General features: G+C 71.7%; 17 protein-coding genes. 7 read left to right on the top strand and 10 right to left on the bottom strand.

What is annotated here, in order from left to right; genetic code table 11:
* The first annotated feature begins 31 nt into the window (after positions 1-31).
* Both ABZT03_RS06660 and ABZT03_RS06655 read left to right on the top strand, forming a co-directional pair.
* A complete protein-coding gene (locus ABZT03_RS06660; protein WP_356034412.1) occupies positions 32-1,804 on the top strand; it encodes an MOSC and FAD-binding oxidoreductase domain-containing protein in 1,773 nt (590 codons plus the stop codon).
* Between the two features lie 196 nt (positions 1,805-2,000).
* Positions 2,001-3,371, top strand: coding sequence for a chloride channel protein (locus ABZT03_RS06655; protein WP_356034409.1), 1,371 nt, complete (start codon positions 2,001-2,003; stop codon positions 3,369-3,371).
* A gap of 180 nt (positions 3,372-3,551) precedes the next feature.
* Here the strand turns inward: ABZT03_RS06655 and ABZT03_RS06650 are convergent, their stop codons facing one another.
* Positions 3,552-3,836, bottom strand: coding sequence for a hypothetical protein (locus ABZT03_RS06650; protein WP_356034406.1), 285 nt, complete (start codon positions 3,834-3,836; stop codon positions 3,552-3,554).
* A gap of 203 nt (positions 3,837-4,039) precedes the next feature.
* On the opposite strand from ABZT03_RS06650, the gene ABZT03_RS06645 reads away from it, so the two are divergent.
* Both ABZT03_RS06645 and ABZT03_RS06640 read left to right on the top strand, forming a co-directional pair.
* Complete coding sequence (locus ABZT03_RS06645) at positions 4,040-5,380, top strand: hypothetical protein (RefSeq protein WP_356034404.1); 1,341 nt, start codon at positions 4,040-4,042, stop codon at positions 5,378-5,380.
* A gap of 273 nt (positions 5,381-5,653) precedes the next feature.
* Complete coding sequence (locus ABZT03_RS06640; protein WP_356034402.1) at positions 5,654-7,072, top strand: DUF2252 domain-containing protein; 1,419 nt, start codon at positions 5,654-5,656, stop codon at positions 7,070-7,072.
* A gap of 73 nt (positions 7,073-7,145) precedes the next feature.
* Here ABZT03_RS06640 and ABZT03_RS06635 read toward each other — a convergent pair whose 3' ends face one another.
* Complete coding sequence (locus ABZT03_RS06635) at positions 7,146-7,553, bottom strand: SHOCT domain-containing protein (protein WP_356034399.1); 408 nt, start codon at positions 7,551-7,553, stop codon at positions 7,146-7,148.
* Positions 7,550-7,912 (bottom strand): carboxymuconolactone decarboxylase family protein, encoded by a 363-nt coding sequence (locus tag ABZT03_RS06630; protein WP_356034397.1) that lies wholly within the window; start codon positions 7,910-7,912, stop codon positions 7,550-7,552. The genes ABZT03_RS06635 and ABZT03_RS06630 overlap by 4 nt, the downstream gene beginning before the upstream one ends.
* A 404-nt stretch (positions 7,913-8,316) precedes the next feature.
* Between ABZT03_RS06630 and ABZT03_RS06625 the strand changes: the two genes are divergently transcribed.
* Positions 8,317-8,727 carry a hypothetical protein gene (locus tag ABZT03_RS06625; RefSeq protein WP_356034394.1) on the top strand — a complete coding sequence of 137 codons (411 nt, stop codon included), beginning with the start codon at positions 8,317-8,319 and terminating at the stop codon, positions 8,725-8,727.
* Between the two features lie 38 nt (positions 8,728-8,765).
* Here ABZT03_RS06625 and ABZT03_RS06620 read toward each other — a convergent pair whose 3' ends face one another.
* From ABZT03_RS06620 to ABZT03_RS06590, 7 genes are all read right to left on the bottom strand, one after another.
* Positions 8,766-8,978, bottom strand: a complete 213-nt coding sequence (locus tag ABZT03_RS06620) for a ferredoxin (protein WP_356034392.1) — start codon at positions 8,976-8,978, stop codon at positions 8,766-8,768.
* Complete coding sequence (locus ABZT03_RS06615) at positions 8,975-10,315, bottom strand: NADH-ubiquinone oxidoreductase-F iron-sulfur binding region domain-containing protein (RefSeq protein WP_356034389.1); 1,341 nt, start codon at positions 10,313-10,315, stop codon at positions 8,975-8,977. The genes ABZT03_RS06620 and ABZT03_RS06615 overlap by 4 nt, the downstream gene beginning before the upstream one ends.
* On the bottom strand, positions 10,312-10,998 hold the full coding sequence (locus ABZT03_RS06610; RefSeq protein WP_356034387.1) for a ferric reductase-like transmembrane domain-containing protein: 687 nt from the start codon (positions 10,996-10,998) through the stop codon (positions 10,312-10,314). Before ABZT03_RS06610 ends, ABZT03_RS06615 begins: the two co-directional genes overlap by 4 nt.
* The gene (locus ABZT03_RS06605; RefSeq protein WP_356034384.1) at positions 10,995-11,960 is read right to left on the bottom strand and encodes an FAD:protein FMN transferase; all 966 of its coding nucleotides are present in this window, start codon (positions 11,958-11,960) and stop codon (positions 10,995-10,997) included. The genes ABZT03_RS06610 and ABZT03_RS06605 overlap by 4 nt, the downstream gene beginning before the upstream one ends.
* Complete coding sequence (locus ABZT03_RS06600) at positions 11,957-12,340, bottom strand: hypothetical protein (RefSeq protein ID WP_356034381.1); 384 nt, start codon at positions 12,338-12,340, stop codon at positions 11,957-11,959. The genes ABZT03_RS06605 and ABZT03_RS06600 overlap by 4 nt, the downstream gene beginning before the upstream one ends.
* 90 nt (positions 12,341-12,430) lie before the next feature.
* A complete protein-coding gene (locus ABZT03_RS06595) occupies positions 12,431-13,816 on the bottom strand; it encodes a HAMP domain-containing sensor histidine kinase (RefSeq protein WP_356034378.1) in 1,386 nt (461 codons plus the stop codon).
* Entirely contained in the window at positions 13,813-14,517 is a 705-nt protein-coding gene (locus ABZT03_RS06590; protein ID WP_356034707.1) for a response regulator transcription factor, read from the bottom strand. The genes ABZT03_RS06595 and ABZT03_RS06590 overlap by 4 nt, the downstream gene beginning before the upstream one ends.
* Positions 14,518-14,791: 274 nt before the next feature.
* Between ABZT03_RS06590 and ABZT03_RS06585 the strand changes: the two genes are divergently transcribed.
* Positions 14,792-15,226, top strand: a complete 435-nt coding sequence (locus ABZT03_RS06585; RefSeq protein ID WP_356034375.1) for a VOC family protein — start codon at positions 14,792-14,794, stop codon at positions 15,224-15,226.
* A 282-nt stretch (positions 15,227-15,508) separates the two neighbouring features.
* Positions 15,509-16,246, top strand: coding sequence for a class I SAM-dependent methyltransferase (locus tag ABZT03_RS06580; protein WP_356034373.1), 738 nt, complete (start codon positions 15,509-15,511; stop codon positions 16,244-16,246).
* The last annotated feature ends 107 nt before the right edge of the window (positions 16,247-16,353 follow it).

The raw sequence follows: 16,353 nt of genomic DNA, 5'->3' as shown, positions 1-16,353 counted from the left end.
GAGGGATGTCCACCCGACAGGAGATGCGCGCATGGCGACACTGATCGCGGTGAATGTGGGACTGCCACAGGACGTGCCCTGGAAGGGCCGCATCACGCACACGGGTATCTGGAAGCGGCCGGCCACCGGTCCTCTCATGGTCCGGCGGCTCAACATCGAAGGCGACGGACAGGGCGATCTCGGCGGACACGGCGGCCCCCACCGCGCCGTACTCGTCTACCAGCTCGACTCCTACCGGCACTGGCAGCAGCACCTCGGGCGCGACGACTTCACCCACGGCCAGTTCGGCGAGAACTTCACGGTCGACGGTCTGCCCGACGACAAGGTCTGCATCGGCGACCAATACCGCATCGGCACCGCCGTGTTCGAGGTGACGCAGCCCCGTGTCACCTGCTACCGCGTGGGCCTGCGGATGAACGAACCCCGGATGCCCGCCCTCCTCGTCGCCCACGCACGTCCCGGCTTCTACCTGAAGGTCCTGGCCGAAGGAACCGTCGAGGCGGGGGACGAGATCCACAAGATCGCCTCCGGCCCGGAGAGCATGACGGTGGCGGAGATCGACGCGCTCCTCTACAAGCCGGACCACCCCCGCCGCCAACTCGAGCGGGCCCTGCGCATCCCCGCCCTGAGCCCCGGCTGGAAGACCTCCATGCGGTCGCTCCTCGACGGCTACGACAGCACGGGCAGGACCACGGGGAACGCCGGTCTCAGCGCCGCCGCGGGCAGCGCGCCGCCGGCCTGGCCGGGCTTCCGCTCCCTCGCCGTCACCGGCATCGTCCCGGAGAGCACCAGCATCTTCTCGCTCCGCCTCGACGCCCCGGACGGCCATCCGCTCCCTCCGGCTCTGCCGGGCCAGTTCATCACCGTACGTATGCGCCCTGATCCGCTCGGCCCTCCCGTCATCCGCAGCTACTCGCTGTCCGGAAAGCCCGGTGAGGGGTACTACCGCATCAGCGTCAAACAGGAGCCCCACGGCGCCGGCAGCGGCTATCTGCGTCAGCACGTGGCCGTACACGACACCCTGGAAGTGGCGGCCCCCCGAGGCACCTTCGTCCTGGGCGACACCTCGGCCCCCCTCGTGCTGATCTCGGCCGGAGTGGGAGCCACCCCCCTGCTGGCCATGCTCAACAGCCTGGCCGGCAAACACGATCCGCGCCCGGTGTGGTGGGTCCACGGGGCACGCGACGGAAGCGAGCACCCCTTCGCCGGCGAAACCCGCACCCTGCTGGCACAACTGCCCGCGAGCCACCGGCACATCACCTACAGCAGGCCGCGCGACGACGACCGCCTCGGTGAGGACTACCAGAGCGCCGGCCGGCTCTCCCGCGAGGTCCTCGCCGATCTGGCCCTGCCGCCGGAGGCGGACGCCTACATCTGCGGACCCGTGTCCTTCATGGACGACATGAGCAAGGCGCTGGTGGACGGCGGTACCGACCCCTCCCGCATCCATACGGAGATTTTCGGCTCGGTGTCCGCCATCACCCCCGGCATCGTGCCCACCGACGCGCCGGCGCCCCACCTTCCGACCGCACCCCCGGGACCAGGAACCGGCCCGACGGTCTCCTTCGCCCGCAGCGGCCTCACCGTCCCATGGGACCCCGGCTACGACACCCTCCTGGAGCTGGCCGAAGCCTGCGACGTCCCCGTCCGGTGGTCCTGCCGCAGCGGCGTGTGCCACACCTGCGAGACCGCCCTCGTCTCCGGGCAGGTCGACTACTCCCCCGATCCCATCGACGCCCCGGCCGACGGCAACGTCCTCATCTGCTGCTCCCGGCCACCCGTCGACGTGATCCTCGACCTTTGACCGGGGCGGTCCGGATCCGGTCGGTCAAGGGTGACGCGTCGTAGTTACCCGCATGGGTGGCGTTGGAATGCCCCGGCGGCAGCGGCGTGCCAGGCTCGGAACAGCGCCTGTCGTACCAGGTGACGGAGTGGTCCAGGTTCGCTGAGCGCGGCCCGCGCGACCCCGACGAGGTCCGCATCGCGAGGAGGCAATGCGCATGCCGGTCGCCAGAACGGGACCCACGTCCCCGTCACCGCCCGACCCGCTGACTCTCCTTCGAAGCCGCGCATACCTGCTCCTTCTGGTGCTGTCCGCGCTGATCGGTGTGCCGGTGTCCGCGGCGGCGTTCGGCTTCCTCGCACTGGTCGGCAAACTCCAGCCTTTGCTCTACAAGGATCTGCCCAGGTCGCTGGGGTTCGACGGAACGCCACCGTGGTGGCCGCTGCCGCTGCTCGCCGTAGGGGGAATCCTCACGGCACTGACGATCAGGCATCTGCCGGGTAACGGCGGCCATGAACCGTCGGCCGGGTTCAAGGCCGCCGGCCCGCCCGCACCCGTCGAGCTGCCCGGCATCTTTCTCGCCGCCACGGCGACGCTCTGCTTCGGCGCCGTCCTCGGGCCCGAGGCACCTCTCCTGGCGCTCGGCGGAGGGCTCGCCGCCGGTGCCGTGCGGATGATCAAACGGAACCCCCCGGAGCAGGTGAGCGCGGTGTTGGGCGCGGCGGGCAGTTTCGCGGCCGTCAGCTCGCTGCTGGGATCGCCCCTGCTCGGAGCATTCCTCCTGATGGAAGCCTCGGGGCTGGGTGGGCCGATGATGGCGGTGGTGTTGGTGCCCGGCCTGCTGGCTGCGGGCATCGGCGCACTCATCTTCGTCGGGCTGGGATCGTGGACCGGGCTGGGCACCTACTCGCTGGCACTGCACGACGTCCCCGAGGCCACGCGCCCGACAGCGGCGGAGTTCGGCTGGGCTCTGGTCATCGGACTGTCAGCCGCACTGGTGGGCGTGGGAATCCGATGGCTCGCCGTCCGGCTCAGGACGCACGTCGAGAGGCGACGGCTCCCGGCCACGGTGGTCCTGGGTCTGGTCGTGGCGGGGCTGGCGATCGGCTACGCGGAGGGCACCGGCAAAGCAGCGACCGACGTGTTGTACTCGGGCCAGACGGCGCTGGATCCGTTCCTGACGCACAACGCCGCGTATTCGGTGGGAGCGTTGTCGCTGCTGGTGCTGTGCAAGGGCCTGGCCTACTGCGCGTCGCTCAGTGGTTTCAGGGGAGGCCCGATCTTTCCCGCGATGTTCGTGGGAGCGGCCGGCGGCATCCTGTTCTCGCACCTGCCAGGCCTCAGCCTGGTCGCGGGGTTCGCGATGGGTATCGGAGCGATGAGCGCCACGATGCTGGGGCTTCCGCTGGTCTCCGTCCTGCTTGCCACGCTGCTGATCGGGGCGGAGGGTCTCACCGTCATGCCGCTGGTGATCGTCGCGGTCGTGGTCTCCTACGTCGCGACGGCGAGGCTGACACCTCGTCCCGCGGAGCCGAAGCCGGAGCCGGAGCCGAAGCCGGGAGAGGGCTCAAGCCCGCGTCGGCAGTAGCCGTGCGCTCGCTGAGAGACCCGCCCGTCCGCTGGCTGTGCACCTGGGGTGCTGGGCCGTCCGCCGTAAGGGGGCGAGACCTGCGGGCCGTCGGGGCCTGGTCCCGAGACCTGGGCAGCACTGCACCCCTCCGGACCGGGACCCGGAGGGGCGGAGCGGCTTCGTGGACAGCTCCTGGAACTAGCGGGCGAGCGACCCGTTCTGGGCGTCGGACGCGGACTGCCACGCCCGCATACCCGCTCGGGACGCCTCTTTGGCCTGCTGCCACTTCGCGGCCGCCTGCTGGGTCGGGGGCACGTCCATGTCGCGGATCATGCGCCGGCCCGCGGTGAACACGGCCACGGCCCCCAAGGCCATGCCGGCGCTCGCCACCATGGCACCGGCCGCGGTGAGCACGGCGCCGATCCTGACGAGCCGGGTGTCGATGTCGATCGTCCGATGGGACTGCTGGCGGTGATGGTTCATGACTCCACCATCCAACGGGGTAAACCGCCTCGCATCCCGACCGACGGCTCAGGCCGCCATCCGCGATCGGGAAGGCATCGCCAGGTGGCCGTCGGCACAGTGCGCAAGCCATTGCGGCGTCGCACCGCACCGGTCGCACATCGTGGGCGATTCACCCGTCAGGCTCACCCCGGTCGCGCGTACGGCGCCGTACAGATCTTCTGATGCCCATGAACAGTGGAGGCGACGAGCCGCTCTCGGCCCGGGAGCGCAGTGAACTGGACGAGCTGCGGCACCGGGTAGGCGCCCTGGAGGGCACCGCCCGCCCGCATGCGGCTCGGCATCACCGGTTTCGCTCCACGGGCGCGGTCCTGCTGATCCTTTTCGCGGCCCTCCTCTCGATGCTGTCCGTCGTCGCGGTGTGGGCGAACAGCATCGTGCGGGACACCGACCGCTATGTCGCCACGGTGGGGCCGCTCGCCTCCGATCCGGATGTGCAGAAGGCGGTGACCAACCGGGTCACCAACGTGGTGCTGGCCCAGATCGACGTGAACGCGCTGGTCAAGCAGCTGCAGGACGCCGCGTCGGAGAAGGGCGTCCCGCCGAAGGCGGCCCAGCTGGTCGGCAACCTGAAGGCGCCGATCACCAACGGTCTGAAGCAGTTGGTCAGCGGCACGGTGGAGCGGGTGGTCAGCAGCAGCGCCTTCGAAACGGTCTGGATCGGCGCGAACCGCTCAATCCACAGCGCGCTCGACAACGCCCTGACGGGCAGCAACAACGGCGCGGTCGCCCTGAAGGACGGCGAGGTGGCCATCGACGTGGGACCGCTGGTGGCCAAGGTCAAGGACCGGCTGGTCGCTGCCGGCCTCGGAGCGGCCGCGAAGATCCCTGATGTGCACACGGACTTCGTGGTGTTCCAGTCGAAGGACATCGGGAAGGTCAAGACCTATCTGAGGGTGCTGCAGATCATGGGTGTCTGGCTGCCGGTCATCGCCCTGCTGGTCGCCGCCGCGGGGGTGTACACCGCGTTCAACCGCCGGCACGCGTTGATCGGCGCGGCGCTGGCGGTGTTCGCGGCCATGCTGTTCCTCGGAATCACGCTCACCGTCTTCCGTGACATCTACCTCGACCATCTGCCCCCCGGCGGGTCTCCGGCCGCCGCCGGAGCGGTGTACGACGCGCTGATCAAGTTCCTGCGCGCCGGTGTACGGGCGCTCGGTGCCGTCGCCCTCATCACCGCCATCGGCGCCTTCCTCAGCGGCCCGTCCCGGATCGCCGTCCTCGTCCGGCAGAGCTGCCGCAGAAGCATCGGCGCCCTGCGCGACGTGGCGACGTCGGGCGGGCTTCGCCTGGGGGCGGTCGGACGGTTCGTGCACCGCTTCAAGCGCTGGATCGGGGCAGCCATCCTGGTCATCGCCGCGATCGTCCTGTTCACCTGGACCTACCCGACCACGATGGTCGTGGTGTGGACCACGGTGATCGTGCTGGTGGGCTTCGCCATCCGTGAATTCCTGGACACCGGCCCCTCACCGGCCAGCGACGTCCACGCGGCCGCCGCTCCCTGACGCATCGCCAGGGAAGCCGTCACGTGGGAACCCGGGTGCTCCCGGCGCCGAGCCGCCCGGAGCATCAAACCAGGATATATTGTACTTTGGTCGGTCATTCCTGATCGGCTCGGCGGGACTCGGAGCGCGCTCCGGAACCAGTGGCCGTCTGTGTCGGTCATGGCATGGGGCGCGGCGAGGGCGCGGGGCGTCGGAGCGGTCGGCCGAAGCGGTCGATCCCCCTGACGGCCGTCGCCGCCCCGGGCGTCGGCGGCCACCCCCTGGAGCGGCGCCATGACCCCAGACCACGTGGACGGATACCGGATTCGGGACCACACACCGCAGGAGCGGGCCGCACTCGGCAAGGCGGCACGGGCGACCGTACCCCGCAGCAGCCATGCCGAGTTCACTCCCGGACCGAAACGGCCGGACCCCTTGGAGATCATCGAGAAGCAGTCGGCGAGCCGGGTGCCCGAACTCGTACCGATCCGCTACGGCAGGATGACCGAGTCGCCCTTCCGCTTCTACCGGGGGGCGGCCGCCATCATGGCCTCCGACCTCGCGGACACGCCGAGGTCGGGAATCACGACACAGCTGTGCGGCGACGCGCACATGCTGAACTTCCGGCTGCTGGCCTCGCCCGAGCGCCGCCTCATGTTCGACATCAACGACTTCGACGAGACGCTGCCCGGCCCCTGGGAGTGGGACGTCAAGCGCCTGGCCGCCAGCTTCGTCATCGCCGGCCGGCTGAACGGCTTCAGCACCAAGGAGCGGGCCGCGGTCGTACGGGCCGCGGTGCAGTCCTATCGCGAGAACATGCGCGCGTTCGCCGGACTCGGCAACATGGCCGTCTGGTACGCCCAGTTCGACGTGGACTGGGTACGTGAGCGGTTCGGGGCGGACCTGTCCGCGCGGGGCCGCGACCGCTGGGGGCGGGCGGTGACGAAGGCGCGTTCGCACGACACCCAGCAGGTCTTCGACAAACTGACCCACATGGTGGACGGCAAGCGCCGGATCACCCCCGACCCACCGCTGATCACCCCCCTGCATGACCTGCTGTCGGACGGCCAACGCGGCACGCTGGAGCAGCTGATCCTCCGGCTCATCGAGCGCTACGGCCAGAGCCTGCAGTCGGACCGGCGCTTCCTCCTGGAACAGCACCGAGTGGCCGACATCGCGCGCAAGGTGGTCGGGGTCGGCAGTGTGGGGACCCGCTGCTGGATCGTGCTCCTGCTGGGCAGGGACGACGAGGATCCGCTGTTCCTGCAGGCCAAGGAGGCCGACGAGTCGGTCCTGGCACCCCACGTCGGGGGCAGCGCGTACCGGAATCAGGGTGAGAGGGTCGTCTCCGGGCAGCGGCTGATGCAGGCCACCAGCGACATCTTCCTGGGCTGGGAGCGGGTTGACGGACTCGACGGCCGCCGACGGGACTTCTACGTACGGCAGTTGCGGGACTGGAAGGGCGTCGCGGTGGCCGAGGACATGGTGCCGCGGGGCATGCGCACCTTCGGAGCGCTCTGCGGCGCGACCCTGGCACGCGCCCACGCGAGGTCAGGCGACCGGATCGCCATCGCCTCCTACCTGGGCGGCGGCGACGCCTTCGACCGGGCGCTGGTGACGTTCGCCGAGCGCTACGCCGACCAGAACGAACGGGACCACCAGGCACTCGTCGACGCCGTCCACAACGGTCGGGTGGTCGCCGAGACGGCCTGACCCCAGGAGATCCGGCATGCGGGAAGGGCGTGACCTCCCAGCGGAGATCACGCCCTTCCCGCATGCACGGTGGTCAGTGGAGGATCTTCTCCTTGGCCCGCTGGAACTCGTCGTCCGAGATGTCGCCCTTGGAACGGATCTCGGAGAGCTTCGCGAGTTGCTCCGCCTCGGTCGCGGGGCGCGCGCCCCCACCGGCGGTCTCGCGGATGTGGTCGTCGAACGCCTGCTGCCGGGCTTGGGCATGCCGCCTCTCCCGCGCGCCCATGCCCTTGCCGCGGGCCAGGACGTAGACGAACACGCCGAGGAAGGGGAGCACGACCACGAAGATCAGCCACCCCGTCTTGCCCATTCCGCTGAGCGCGTCGTCCCGGAAGATGTCACCGATGCAGCGGAAGAGCAGGACGAACCACAGGATCCACAGGAAGAACCACATGGTCGTCCAGAAGACCCCGAGGACCGGGTAGTCGTAGGCCAGATTCATGTGGCCGCTCCTTCTTCCCCGCCCTCGTCGGGCAGGGACAGACCGAAGGCCTCACCGATGTTGCGGGCAGCCGACACCACGCGGGCGCTGCCGACCACGGGGGCGACGGCCACGAGGACACCCTGGATCTGCTCCAGGGGCACGCCGAGTTCTTCCGCGGCGCCGACGTTGAGCAGGTACGAGGCGGGCGAGGCATCCATGGCCACCAGCGCCGCGATGCGCGTCAGCAGGTAGGTCTCCGGGTCCAGCCCCGACCGTTCGAACGTGTCGAGCGTCATCTGAACCAGCGTTTCGAACACGGGTGCGTCCGCCTCGGCGAGGGCGCTGACCCCACCTGTCGTGGTCGTTTCGTCGGCCATTCCACGGCTCCTTCTCCAGAGGGTGTGGTGCTGCGGTTCCTGCAGGACTCCAGTCGAGCCCCGCCTGTCCGAAGGGGCATCGCCCGCAGCGGGTGATATCGATGCCGGGTGCCGCCGACAGCATCGGCCACGTCCGTCGGCGGGCGGGCGCGACCATCGGTCGTTCGTGAGCCGACCGCGGACCTACGACCTGAGGTCCATCCGGTGTTGTCGTGGTGGCACGGCCTCACCGGCCAGGGCGGGTGTGGGCCCGTACCCACCCTCCTCGGCCGGTTGTCCACCGGCCATCCGTACCTCACCTCGCCGACTTCACCCGCCACGGGTGATCACCCGCCGGGGGACATCCGGCAGGCTCGGAGATGCAGCGCCTGGCGTTGCATCTGTTCAGAGAGCGAGGATTCCTCATGGCCGCGACCACGACCCACCACCGCTCGGGAACAACCCGGGCGGGTGCCGGCGGACTGGTGATGTTCGCCGGAGTCATGCTGTTCATCGCCGGTGTTCTGGACCTGTTCCGGGGCATCATGGCGATCGCCAACGACGACGTGTACGTGAACACCCCCAACTACGTCTTCAAGTTCGACCTGACCAGCTGGGGCTGGATCCAGCTGGTCCTCGGAGTGATCGCCATGGCCGTGAGCGCCGGCCTCTTCACGCGCGCGACGTGGGCCCGAGTGGTCGGGATCGGTATAGCGGGTCTGCTGATCATCGCCAACTTCCTCTCGATCCCGTACTACCCGGTCTGGTCGCTCACCCTGATCGCGCTGTACGCCTTCGTCATCTGGGCCCTGTGCGTCGTGGGACGGGAAGACTGAGGTGGCGCGGCCAGGCCATCGGCCAGTGCGTGCGCCTGTCACGCCGGGCCGTCGTCCGTGTGGAGGGCCAGGCGCGGGCAGGCTGCGACGGCCCGGCGGGCGTGGGTGCGCAGCCGGTCGGGGACGGCCCGGTCTGTGAGGATCGGGTAACCCCATTCGTCGAGGTCGATGAGCTCGGGGAGGAGCTCGGCGCACAGGCCGTGACCTATGCAGGCGATGCGGTCGACACGCAGAGTTCGGGCGGGGGTCATCGCCAGGTCTCCGGGGGTGTGGCGGGTGGTACGTCGATCCGGGTCGGACGCCGGGCCGCGCGGCAGGCGCCGCGGGCGAGGTGGTGGTCGACGTCGTCGGCGAAGGTCCGCAGGGCGGAGGCGGCGAGGCGGGCGGCGCCGTCGGGGTGGCGGCAGGCTCCCCGGCCCGGCAGCAGACCGACGCGGCGGCGCAGGCGGGAGAGCAGGTCGGGGTCGGCCCGTCCGGCGGCCAGAGCGGTGAAGTCCTGGGCCACGGCGGGCAGTCCGAAGCGGCAGGGACCGCATTGGCGGGCGCCGTGGGCGGCCAGGTAGGCGAGTATCCGGGCGGTCTCGGTCAACCCGCAGGCCGGCTGCGCGAGCGCGACGAGCACGCCCGCGCCGGGCGCGGCACCCAGGGGGGCCAGGTCCCGCCGGGTGAGCGGTACCCGCAGGTGCTCCACCGGGAGCCAGGTGCCGGCGAAACCCCCGACCAGTACGGCCAGCAGAGGCTGGGTGCGTTCTGCGACGCGGTCGAGGACCGTGGCGAGTGGCGTGCCGAGCGCGACCTCCAGAACCTGCGGAGCGGCGACGGCGCCGGACACGGTGACCAGCATGGTGCCGGGCTCGTCCGGGGGCCCGATCTGCCGGAACCAGCCGGGCCCGTGGCGGGCGATGAGGGCCAGGTGGGCGAGGGTCTCGGCGTTGTGCACGAGCGTGGGGCGCCGGTCGATGCCGCGTTCATGGGCCCGCGGCGGGCTGCCCCGGGGCCGAGCCGGTCCCCCGTTGAGCCAGCGCACCAGAGCGGTCGACTCACTGGAGACGTAGGCGGGTGGAAGGGCGTGCAGGCGCAGCCGTACAGGATCGAGGTGGGCGCGTCGGCGCTCGTCGAGAGCGGCGCCGAGCTGCCTGTACTGGGCGGTGCGGGTGCGGGGCAGGCAGACGTGGACGGTGTCGGAGCCGACCGCGGTCGCGGCCAGGACCGCTCCGTCGAGTACGAGGTGCGGTGCGACGGCGAGCAGGAACTGGTCCTTGCGGCTGGCCGGTTCACTCTCCATGGCGTTGACGACGACCACGGCCCGGCCACGCCGTTCGGCGACGGCGCGCAGCTTGCCGGCGGTGGGGAACGCGGCGCCGCCGCGTCCGGTGAGCCCGGCCGCCTCGACGGCCTCCACCAGCGGCATTGCCGTACGGTCACCGGGAGTCGCGGTCACGGGGGGCGGTCCGTGACGCCTCAGATGATCGGTCAGGACGGCCGGTCGCCCGGTGGCGTACCAGCTCGCCAGCAGCCGGGCGGCGGCAGGGGCGTCCGGCCCGGTCGTGGGGTGGGGCTCGAAGGCCGCCGTCGGCGGGGAGTTCACCGTCCGCCCCCGAACTGGATCGCCGTCGTGGCGGCCCGCTGGGCCCAGCCGGGCTGGAGCGGCCCGGCGGCGAGGAACGCCGTCAGCACCACGGGTACGGCGGTGGCGGCCACGGCGGCGGCCAGTCGCCCGGCGACCCGGCCCGGACCGGCCTTCGCCAGCCGCCACCCGACGGCACCGACCACCGCGGCCAGGCACCCGGCGTAGAGCCACAGTTGGAGGGGGAGCGGGGTGTCGGTGCCGGTGCCCGCGCCGTGGAAGACAGCGAGCGGCCACGCCGCGTACGCCAGCCAGTGCACGGCCTTCCAGCGCCGCACCCCCAGCCGCGACCGGAAGGCGCTGGTGACCAGCACCGCGAGCAACAGGTCGAACGCGGCTGTCCCCAGCCCGAGCCACAGCGGGCGATAGGACGCTCCGAACGGCACCAGGGCCACCGCCCACCCCAGGTGGACGAACGGATCGAGTACCGCGGTCACCACGTGCAGGGCGAGGAAGACCACAGTGAGCAGGGACAGGTTGCGGTGCAGCAGGCTGATCTCGAACCGGCCCATCCGGCGGGGTGCGGCGCGCCCGCCGGAGGCGATGCCGAGCACCACGGTGGCGGTGAGCAGGATCAGCGCCAGGGTGCCGCCCGCGCGGCTGGCGTACCACAGCGGGCTGCCTGTCAGAGCGGCCGTCGTCATCGCGGGCCTCCGCAGCCGGGAGAGCGAGCGTCGGACGGCCAGCCGCCGAGGCACACGACATCGCCGTCGAGGCCGGTCAGCCGGGCGGGCAGGGCGGCACTGCGCAACCAGTCCACGGCCCGGCCGCCGAGCACGATCGCCGCCGTACTTGCGGTGTTGGCGTCCACGCACGTGTCGGCCGCGACGGTGACGGTGCGCCAGACGGGGGCGGCGGGTTCGCCGGTGGCCGGGTCGACGATGTGGTGCAGCGTGCGCCCGCCACGCCGCCAGGTACGCACGCGGATGCCGGAGGTCGCCAGCGCGCCGCCGGAGACGGCGACGGCGGGGTCCTGCTCCGTGACCGTTTGTGCGTGGTCGTCGGCGAGTGCGATCCGCCAGCCGCCCTCCGGCACCGGGCCGGCCGTGGCCAGGTCGCCGCCGAGACCGACGAGAACCCCGCTTCCGGTGGTGGCCGCGGCACGCCGGGCGGCGCGGTCGGCGGTGAGGGCCTTGGCGGTGGCACCCAGGTCGAGGTGGGTGTGCGGCGGCAGGCGCAGCCGCCGGGTGCGCGGGTTCCAGCTGATGCTTCGCCAGCCGGGGGCGGGACGGGCCAGGGGAAGGGGGCGGACGTCGTCGGGACGCAGGGAGGCGAAGGTGCGGTCGTAGCCGAGTGCCAGCACCGCGCTTCCCACTGTCGGGTCCACGGCACCGTCGGTGAGCCGGGCGGCACGGAGGGCGGCCTCCAGGGCTTCGGCGAAGCGTTCACTGACTGTCGTCGTGGCACCTGCGCTCACGTTCACGCGGCTGAGTTCCGAGTCCGGACGGAAGCGGCTGCAGGTGAGGTCGACGGCGGCCAGTTCGGCGCGGAGGACAGCTTCCGCGGCGGGCAGTGAGCGGGGAGCCGTCACCAGCAGTACGGCCGTGGTACCGAGGGCGGGGAAGGCGACCCGGGCGGGTGACGGCGCCGGGGTGCGCGTGGTCATGACGCCCCCGTCGTGGTGTGCGGCTGCTGCTGGGTGGCGGCCGGCGGCTGGGACGGGGGTTGCGGTGCCGGTTGTGCGGTGGGGGCGGCACCCCCGTCGTCCTCGTGCCCGCTCTCCTCGCCGTGTTCCGCGTCGTCCCCTCCCGCGGTACCGGCAGTGGACGCCGCGGGGTGCTGTACGGACGGGCTCGGCGGCGCGGGGGCGGCGGAGGCGCCCGGCAGCAGATGGGTGTACAGGCTGCCCAGGGCCGCAGCGCCGGCCACGGCCGTGACGGCGATCCACCGGGTGAGACGGCGGCCGCGCCGCAGTCCGCGATCGCGTGCGCGCCCGGAACCGGTCGGGAAGGGCTGCTGGTCGATGTCGTCGGGCGGGTATGCCATGGCGGCGCTCCTGGTGGATCGGCGGCGCGGATCGGCTGCGTGCACCTCCAGGCTCCGCGGACCGCACTCGGGAACCGGCTCACGTCTTCTTCAGAACCGGTAAAGATCTCGACGCGGAACCCGCTCATGTCCGCGCTCCGTCCACGGCGGCAGATCCAGTACGACGGTCAGCCCGCCACCGGGGGTGTCCGCCAGCCGTGCCGTGCCGCCGTTGACCGTGACGAGCCGGTGGACGATGGCCAGCCCCAGGCCGGTGCCCCTGGCCTGCGGGTTCCCGAACCGGCGGAACGCGACCGCCTTCGCCTCGGCCGTCATCCCGGGACCGTCGTCCCGCACGAGCACCCGGACTGATCCGCCCGCCACGCGGGTGTCGACGCAGACGCTGCCGTCGGCGGGCACGGCGTCCACGGCGTTGGCGATCAGGTTGTCGAGGATCTGCTCCAGATGACCCGCGCCCAGCGCCACTGTCAGGGCCGACTCGGACTCGGCGGTCAGCCGGACTCCGCGCTCCTGCGCAACGGGCGACCAGGCCGCCACCCGCTCGGCCACCACCTCGTCGAGCCGCACAGCGGTCGGGCGGGGCGTCGCCTGTTCGGCGCGCGCGACCTCCAGCAGCCCGTCCACCAGCCGGGACAGCCGGGCGATCTCCTCCTGAGCGGCGGCCAGCTCCGTGGCGGTGTCGCCTTCGGCGCCGGCGGCCAGCACGTCCAGCCGCAGCCGCAGGGCGGCCAGGGGGGTGCGCAGCTGATGGGACACATCCGCGATCACGGCCCGGTGGCCGTGCACCAGGGCCTCGGTGCGGGCCGCCATGGTGTTGAAGGTGGCGGCCAGACGGCGGACCTCCGGCGGCCCGGGCCCGACGTCGGCCCGCTCGTCCAGGGCGCCCTCGCCCAGTCGCCGGGCGCTTGCGTCCAGCGCCGACACGGGACGGCTGACCCAGCCGGCCAGACGGACGGACAGCAGTACGGAGGCGGCCAGCCCCGCCGTGCCGATCGCGGCGGCCCAGCCCCAGATCGCGGCGATACGGGCGTCGAGCGGCGCCGCGGAGCGAGCCAGGACGACAGCTCCGGCGGGATGCCGGACCTCACCGGCCGGCTCCGCGGCCAGCAGCCGGCCCTCGTTCTCCGGTGGCTCCGGCTCGTGCCCGGCCAGCACGTCCGCCACCAGTTCGTCCGCCTCCTCGCCCTGGGCCGCCGTACAGGGCGTAGCGGCCACCAGTCGCGCGGAGGCGTCGTACACCGCGGCGCAGTCCCCCGCCCGGGCCGCGGCGGCCAGCTCCTGACGCATGGCGGTCGCCGGCCTGTGGTCGGAGAGGTGTTCCTCGGCCGCCGCGGCGATCACGCGGGTGGCCGCTCGCTGACTGTCGCGGTGCGCGACGCGCTCACGCGCCGTCACCAACGCCGCCAACGGCACGACCGCCAGCACCAGCAGCACGGAGGTCAGGACCAGGAGCGTCCAGGTGATCCGGCGGGTCACGAGTGCTCCTGGGACTCCTGGACCGCCCCGAGCCGGAAGCCGTGCCCGTAGACCGTCTCGATCAGCCCCGGCAGGCCGAGCTTGCGGCGCAGCGCCGCGACATGCACGTCCAGCACCTTGGTGGGGCCGTACCAGTGGGCGTCCCACGCCCGCTCGAGGATCTGCTGCCGGCTCAGCACCCGGCCCGGGTCGGCGGCCAGGCACTCCAGGACTCCGAACTCCTTCGGCGTCAGCGCCACCGCGCGTCCGTCGACCAAGACCTGCCGGGTGCGCAGGTCGAGCGCCAGCGGGCCGTGCCGCTGGATCTCCGGCTCCGCCGGGCGGCGTCGGCGCAGCACGGCCCGGATCCTCGCGAGCAGTTCGGCCAGCCCGAACGGCTTGACCAGGTAGTCGTCGGCGCCCTCGTCCAGGGCGACCACCCGATCCGCCTCCTCACCCCGCGCGGTGACGGCGATGATCGCGGCGTCCGACCGCGCGCGCAGCCGCCGGCACACCTCGACACCGTCGATGTCCGGGAGTCCCAGATCGAGCAGCACCACGTCGGGGGTCGCGGCTGCCAGTGCCGCCCGCCCGGTCCGGACACCCTCGGCCGCGTAACCGGCCTGTCGCAGCCCGCGCACGAGGGACTCCGCGATGCCGCGGTCGTCCTCCACGACCAGCACGCGCGTCTCCTCGGCCGCGTCGGTGGCCTGGGCGTTCATGCGCACCACCTGCCTCCCGGACGCGATCGGCTGCGTCGGCACGCTTTCAGCCTGCACCCGCACCCGGTCTCGACGGCAGGGGCCGTTGGTCCCCTTCCGCCACACACCCGCAGCCATGCGGCGAGGACACACCGGGACCGGGATCGGATCCCGGTGCTTGGACCCGGACCGGCATCCCGTCCTCAGACGTCGCGAGGGCGGGTGTCGCAGGCCGGTCCGGAGCGACGAAAAACCCGTTGCAGACATCGGATGTCGCCCTGCTATCGTGCGCCGGATGCCGACGATCAAGAAGTTCCAAGTCACCTTCGACTGCGCCGAACCCGAGCGCGTCGCTCGCTTCTGGTGCGAGGTGTTGGGGTACGTCGTACCGCCGCCGCCGGAGGGCTTCACCACCTGGGACGAATACGCTCGCTCGCTGCCGCCCGAGGAGCAGGATTCCTGGTTCGCATGCGTTGATCCCTCGGGTGTCGGCCCGCGACTGTTCTTTCAGCGGGTGCCCGAAGGCAAGGCCGTCAAGAATCGGGTGCATCTTGACGTGCGGGTCGGCACCGGGCTCGTCGGAGAAGAGCGCCTGGCCACCCTTCAGGCCGAGTGCGCACGACTGGTCGCGCTCGGCGCGACAACCGTGCAGGTGCTGCTCGCCGACGAGGACAACGAGTCGTGCATAGTGATGCAGGACATCGAGGGCAACGAGTTCTGCCTCGACTGAGCGTCCTCGGACGTCCTCCGCATGGATGTCTCCTGACAACTCCCCACGCCGGCATCGGGATTGGGCTACGGGCGGGCCCGCCGGCGCTGTCCGGAGCGGTGACGGCAGGCGGGGCCGATCGGTTCCTTCGCTCGAATCGGCATCGCGGTGTACGGCGTGTTCCTCCGGCTCTCGCGGTCAGCCCGTGATCCCTCTCCTCGTGTGCGTTCCTGGCCGGGGAGACCTCCCGTCTCCGCAGAAAATGCGGGTGCGTACAGCGTGTGCCCCGGTCAGGATGCGGCGGTGAACCGGGAACAGATCTCACGTCTCGCCCATGCGGATCATCCGATCGCGGCCCCGCTCGACGACGATGCGGTACGCCGGCTGCTGGAGTGCGGGATCTCGCCCGGCGCCGCGCGCGTCCTCGACCTCGGCTGCGGTGGCGGAGAGTGGCTCCTGCGAGCCCTGAGCGCACACCCGCACCTGCGAGCCCAGGGCGTCGACCTCTCCGAGGTCTCGCTGGCGCACGCTCGCGAGAACGCACGCGCCCACGGCCTCCAGGAGCGCCTCATCCTTCACCGGGAGGATGCGGCGGCCTTCACCGCCTCACACACCTTCGACCTGGTGATCAGCGTGGGAGCCACGCACGCCTTCGGCGGCCTCCTCGCCACCCTCGCGGCGGCGCGCGAGCACCTGGCCCCCGGCGGTCGCGTCCTGATCGGCGACGGGTTCTGGGAGCACGAACCCTCCTCCGAGGCAGTCGACATGCTCGGCGACCTCACTGACCTGCCGACCACCATGGACCGTGTCATCGCCGACGGTTGGGCGCCCGTCCACGGTCACATCAGCACCCGCCGCGAGCTCGACGACTACGAGTGGGCGTGGACGGGATCGCTGGCCTCGTGGGCTCTGGACCACCCCGACGATCCGGACAGTTCCCAGGCACTGACGACAGCCACCACCCATCGCAGCGAATGGCTGCGCGCCTACCGGAACTCCTTCGGCTTCATCAGCCTGATCCTGCGCCCGACCCACCACTGAACGACTGCCGGCCAAAGGCTTACGACCGAAGGCAGACTGACCGGCGGGTCTTCACGAAACGTCGTGTGGTCGGCTGCGTCGCCCCGGACGCCCGGGGTGACGCAGCG

It is taken from the genome of Streptomyces sp. NPDC005574 (assembly GCF_040605435.1).
Taxonomy (GTDB): domain Bacteria; phylum Actinomycetota; class Actinomycetes; order Streptomycetales; family Streptomycetaceae; genus Streptomyces.
This window is presented reverse-complemented; position numbering and strand designations above follow the sequence as displayed.

Bases quoted from the DNA above. Each gene is read 5' to 3' on its own strand.
- ABZT03_RS06660 (WP_356034412.1), top strand. From the start codon at position 32: ATGGCGACACTGATCGCGGTGAATGTGGGACTGCCACAGGACGTGCCC.
- ABZT03_RS06655 (WP_356034409.1), top strand. From the start codon at position 2,001: ATGCCGGTCGCCAGAACGGGACCCACGTCCCCGTCACCGCCCGACCCG.
- ABZT03_RS06650 (WP_356034406.1), bottom strand. From the start codon at position 3,836: ATGAACCATCACCGCCAGCAGTCCCATCGGACGATCGACATCGACACC.
- ABZT03_RS06645 (WP_356034404.1), top strand. From the start codon at position 4,040: ATGCCCATGAACAGTGGAGGCGACGAGCCGCTCTCGGCCCGGGAGCGC.
- ABZT03_RS06640 (WP_356034402.1), top strand. From the start codon at position 5,654: ATGACCCCAGACCACGTGGACGGATACCGGATTCGGGACCACACACCG.
- ABZT03_RS06635 (WP_356034399.1), bottom strand. From the start codon at position 7,553: ATGAATCTGGCCTACGACTACCCGGTCCTCGGGGTCTTCTGGACGACC.
- ABZT03_RS06630 (WP_356034397.1), bottom strand. From the start codon at position 7,912: ATGGCCGACGAAACGACCACGACAGGTGGGGTCAGCGCCCTCGCCGAG.
- ABZT03_RS06625 (WP_356034394.1), top strand. From the start codon at position 8,317: ATGGCCGCGACCACGACCCACCACCGCTCGGGAACAACCCGGGCGGGT.
- ABZT03_RS06620 (WP_356034392.1), bottom strand. From the start codon at position 8,978: ATGACCCCCGCCCGAACTCTGCGTGTCGACCGCATCGCCTGCATAGGT.
- ABZT03_RS06610 (WP_356034387.1), bottom strand. From the start codon at position 10,998: ATGACGACGGCCGCTCTGACAGGCAGCCCGCTGTGGTACGCCAGCCGC.
- ABZT03_RS06605 (WP_356034384.1), bottom strand. From the start codon at position 11,960: ATGACCACGCGCACCCCGGCGCCGTCACCCGCCCGGGTCGCCTTCCCC.
- ABZT03_RS06600 (WP_356034381.1), bottom strand. From the start codon at position 12,340: ATGGCATACCCGCCCGACGACATCGACCAGCAGCCCTTCCCGACCGGT.
- ABZT03_RS06590 (WP_356034707.1), bottom strand. From the start codon at position 14,517: ATGAACGCCCAGGCCACCGACGCGGCCGAGGAGACGCGCGTGCTGGTC.
- ABZT03_RS06585 (WP_356034375.1), top strand. From the start codon at position 14,792: ATGCCGACGATCAAGAAGTTCCAAGTCACCTTCGACTGCGCCGAACCC.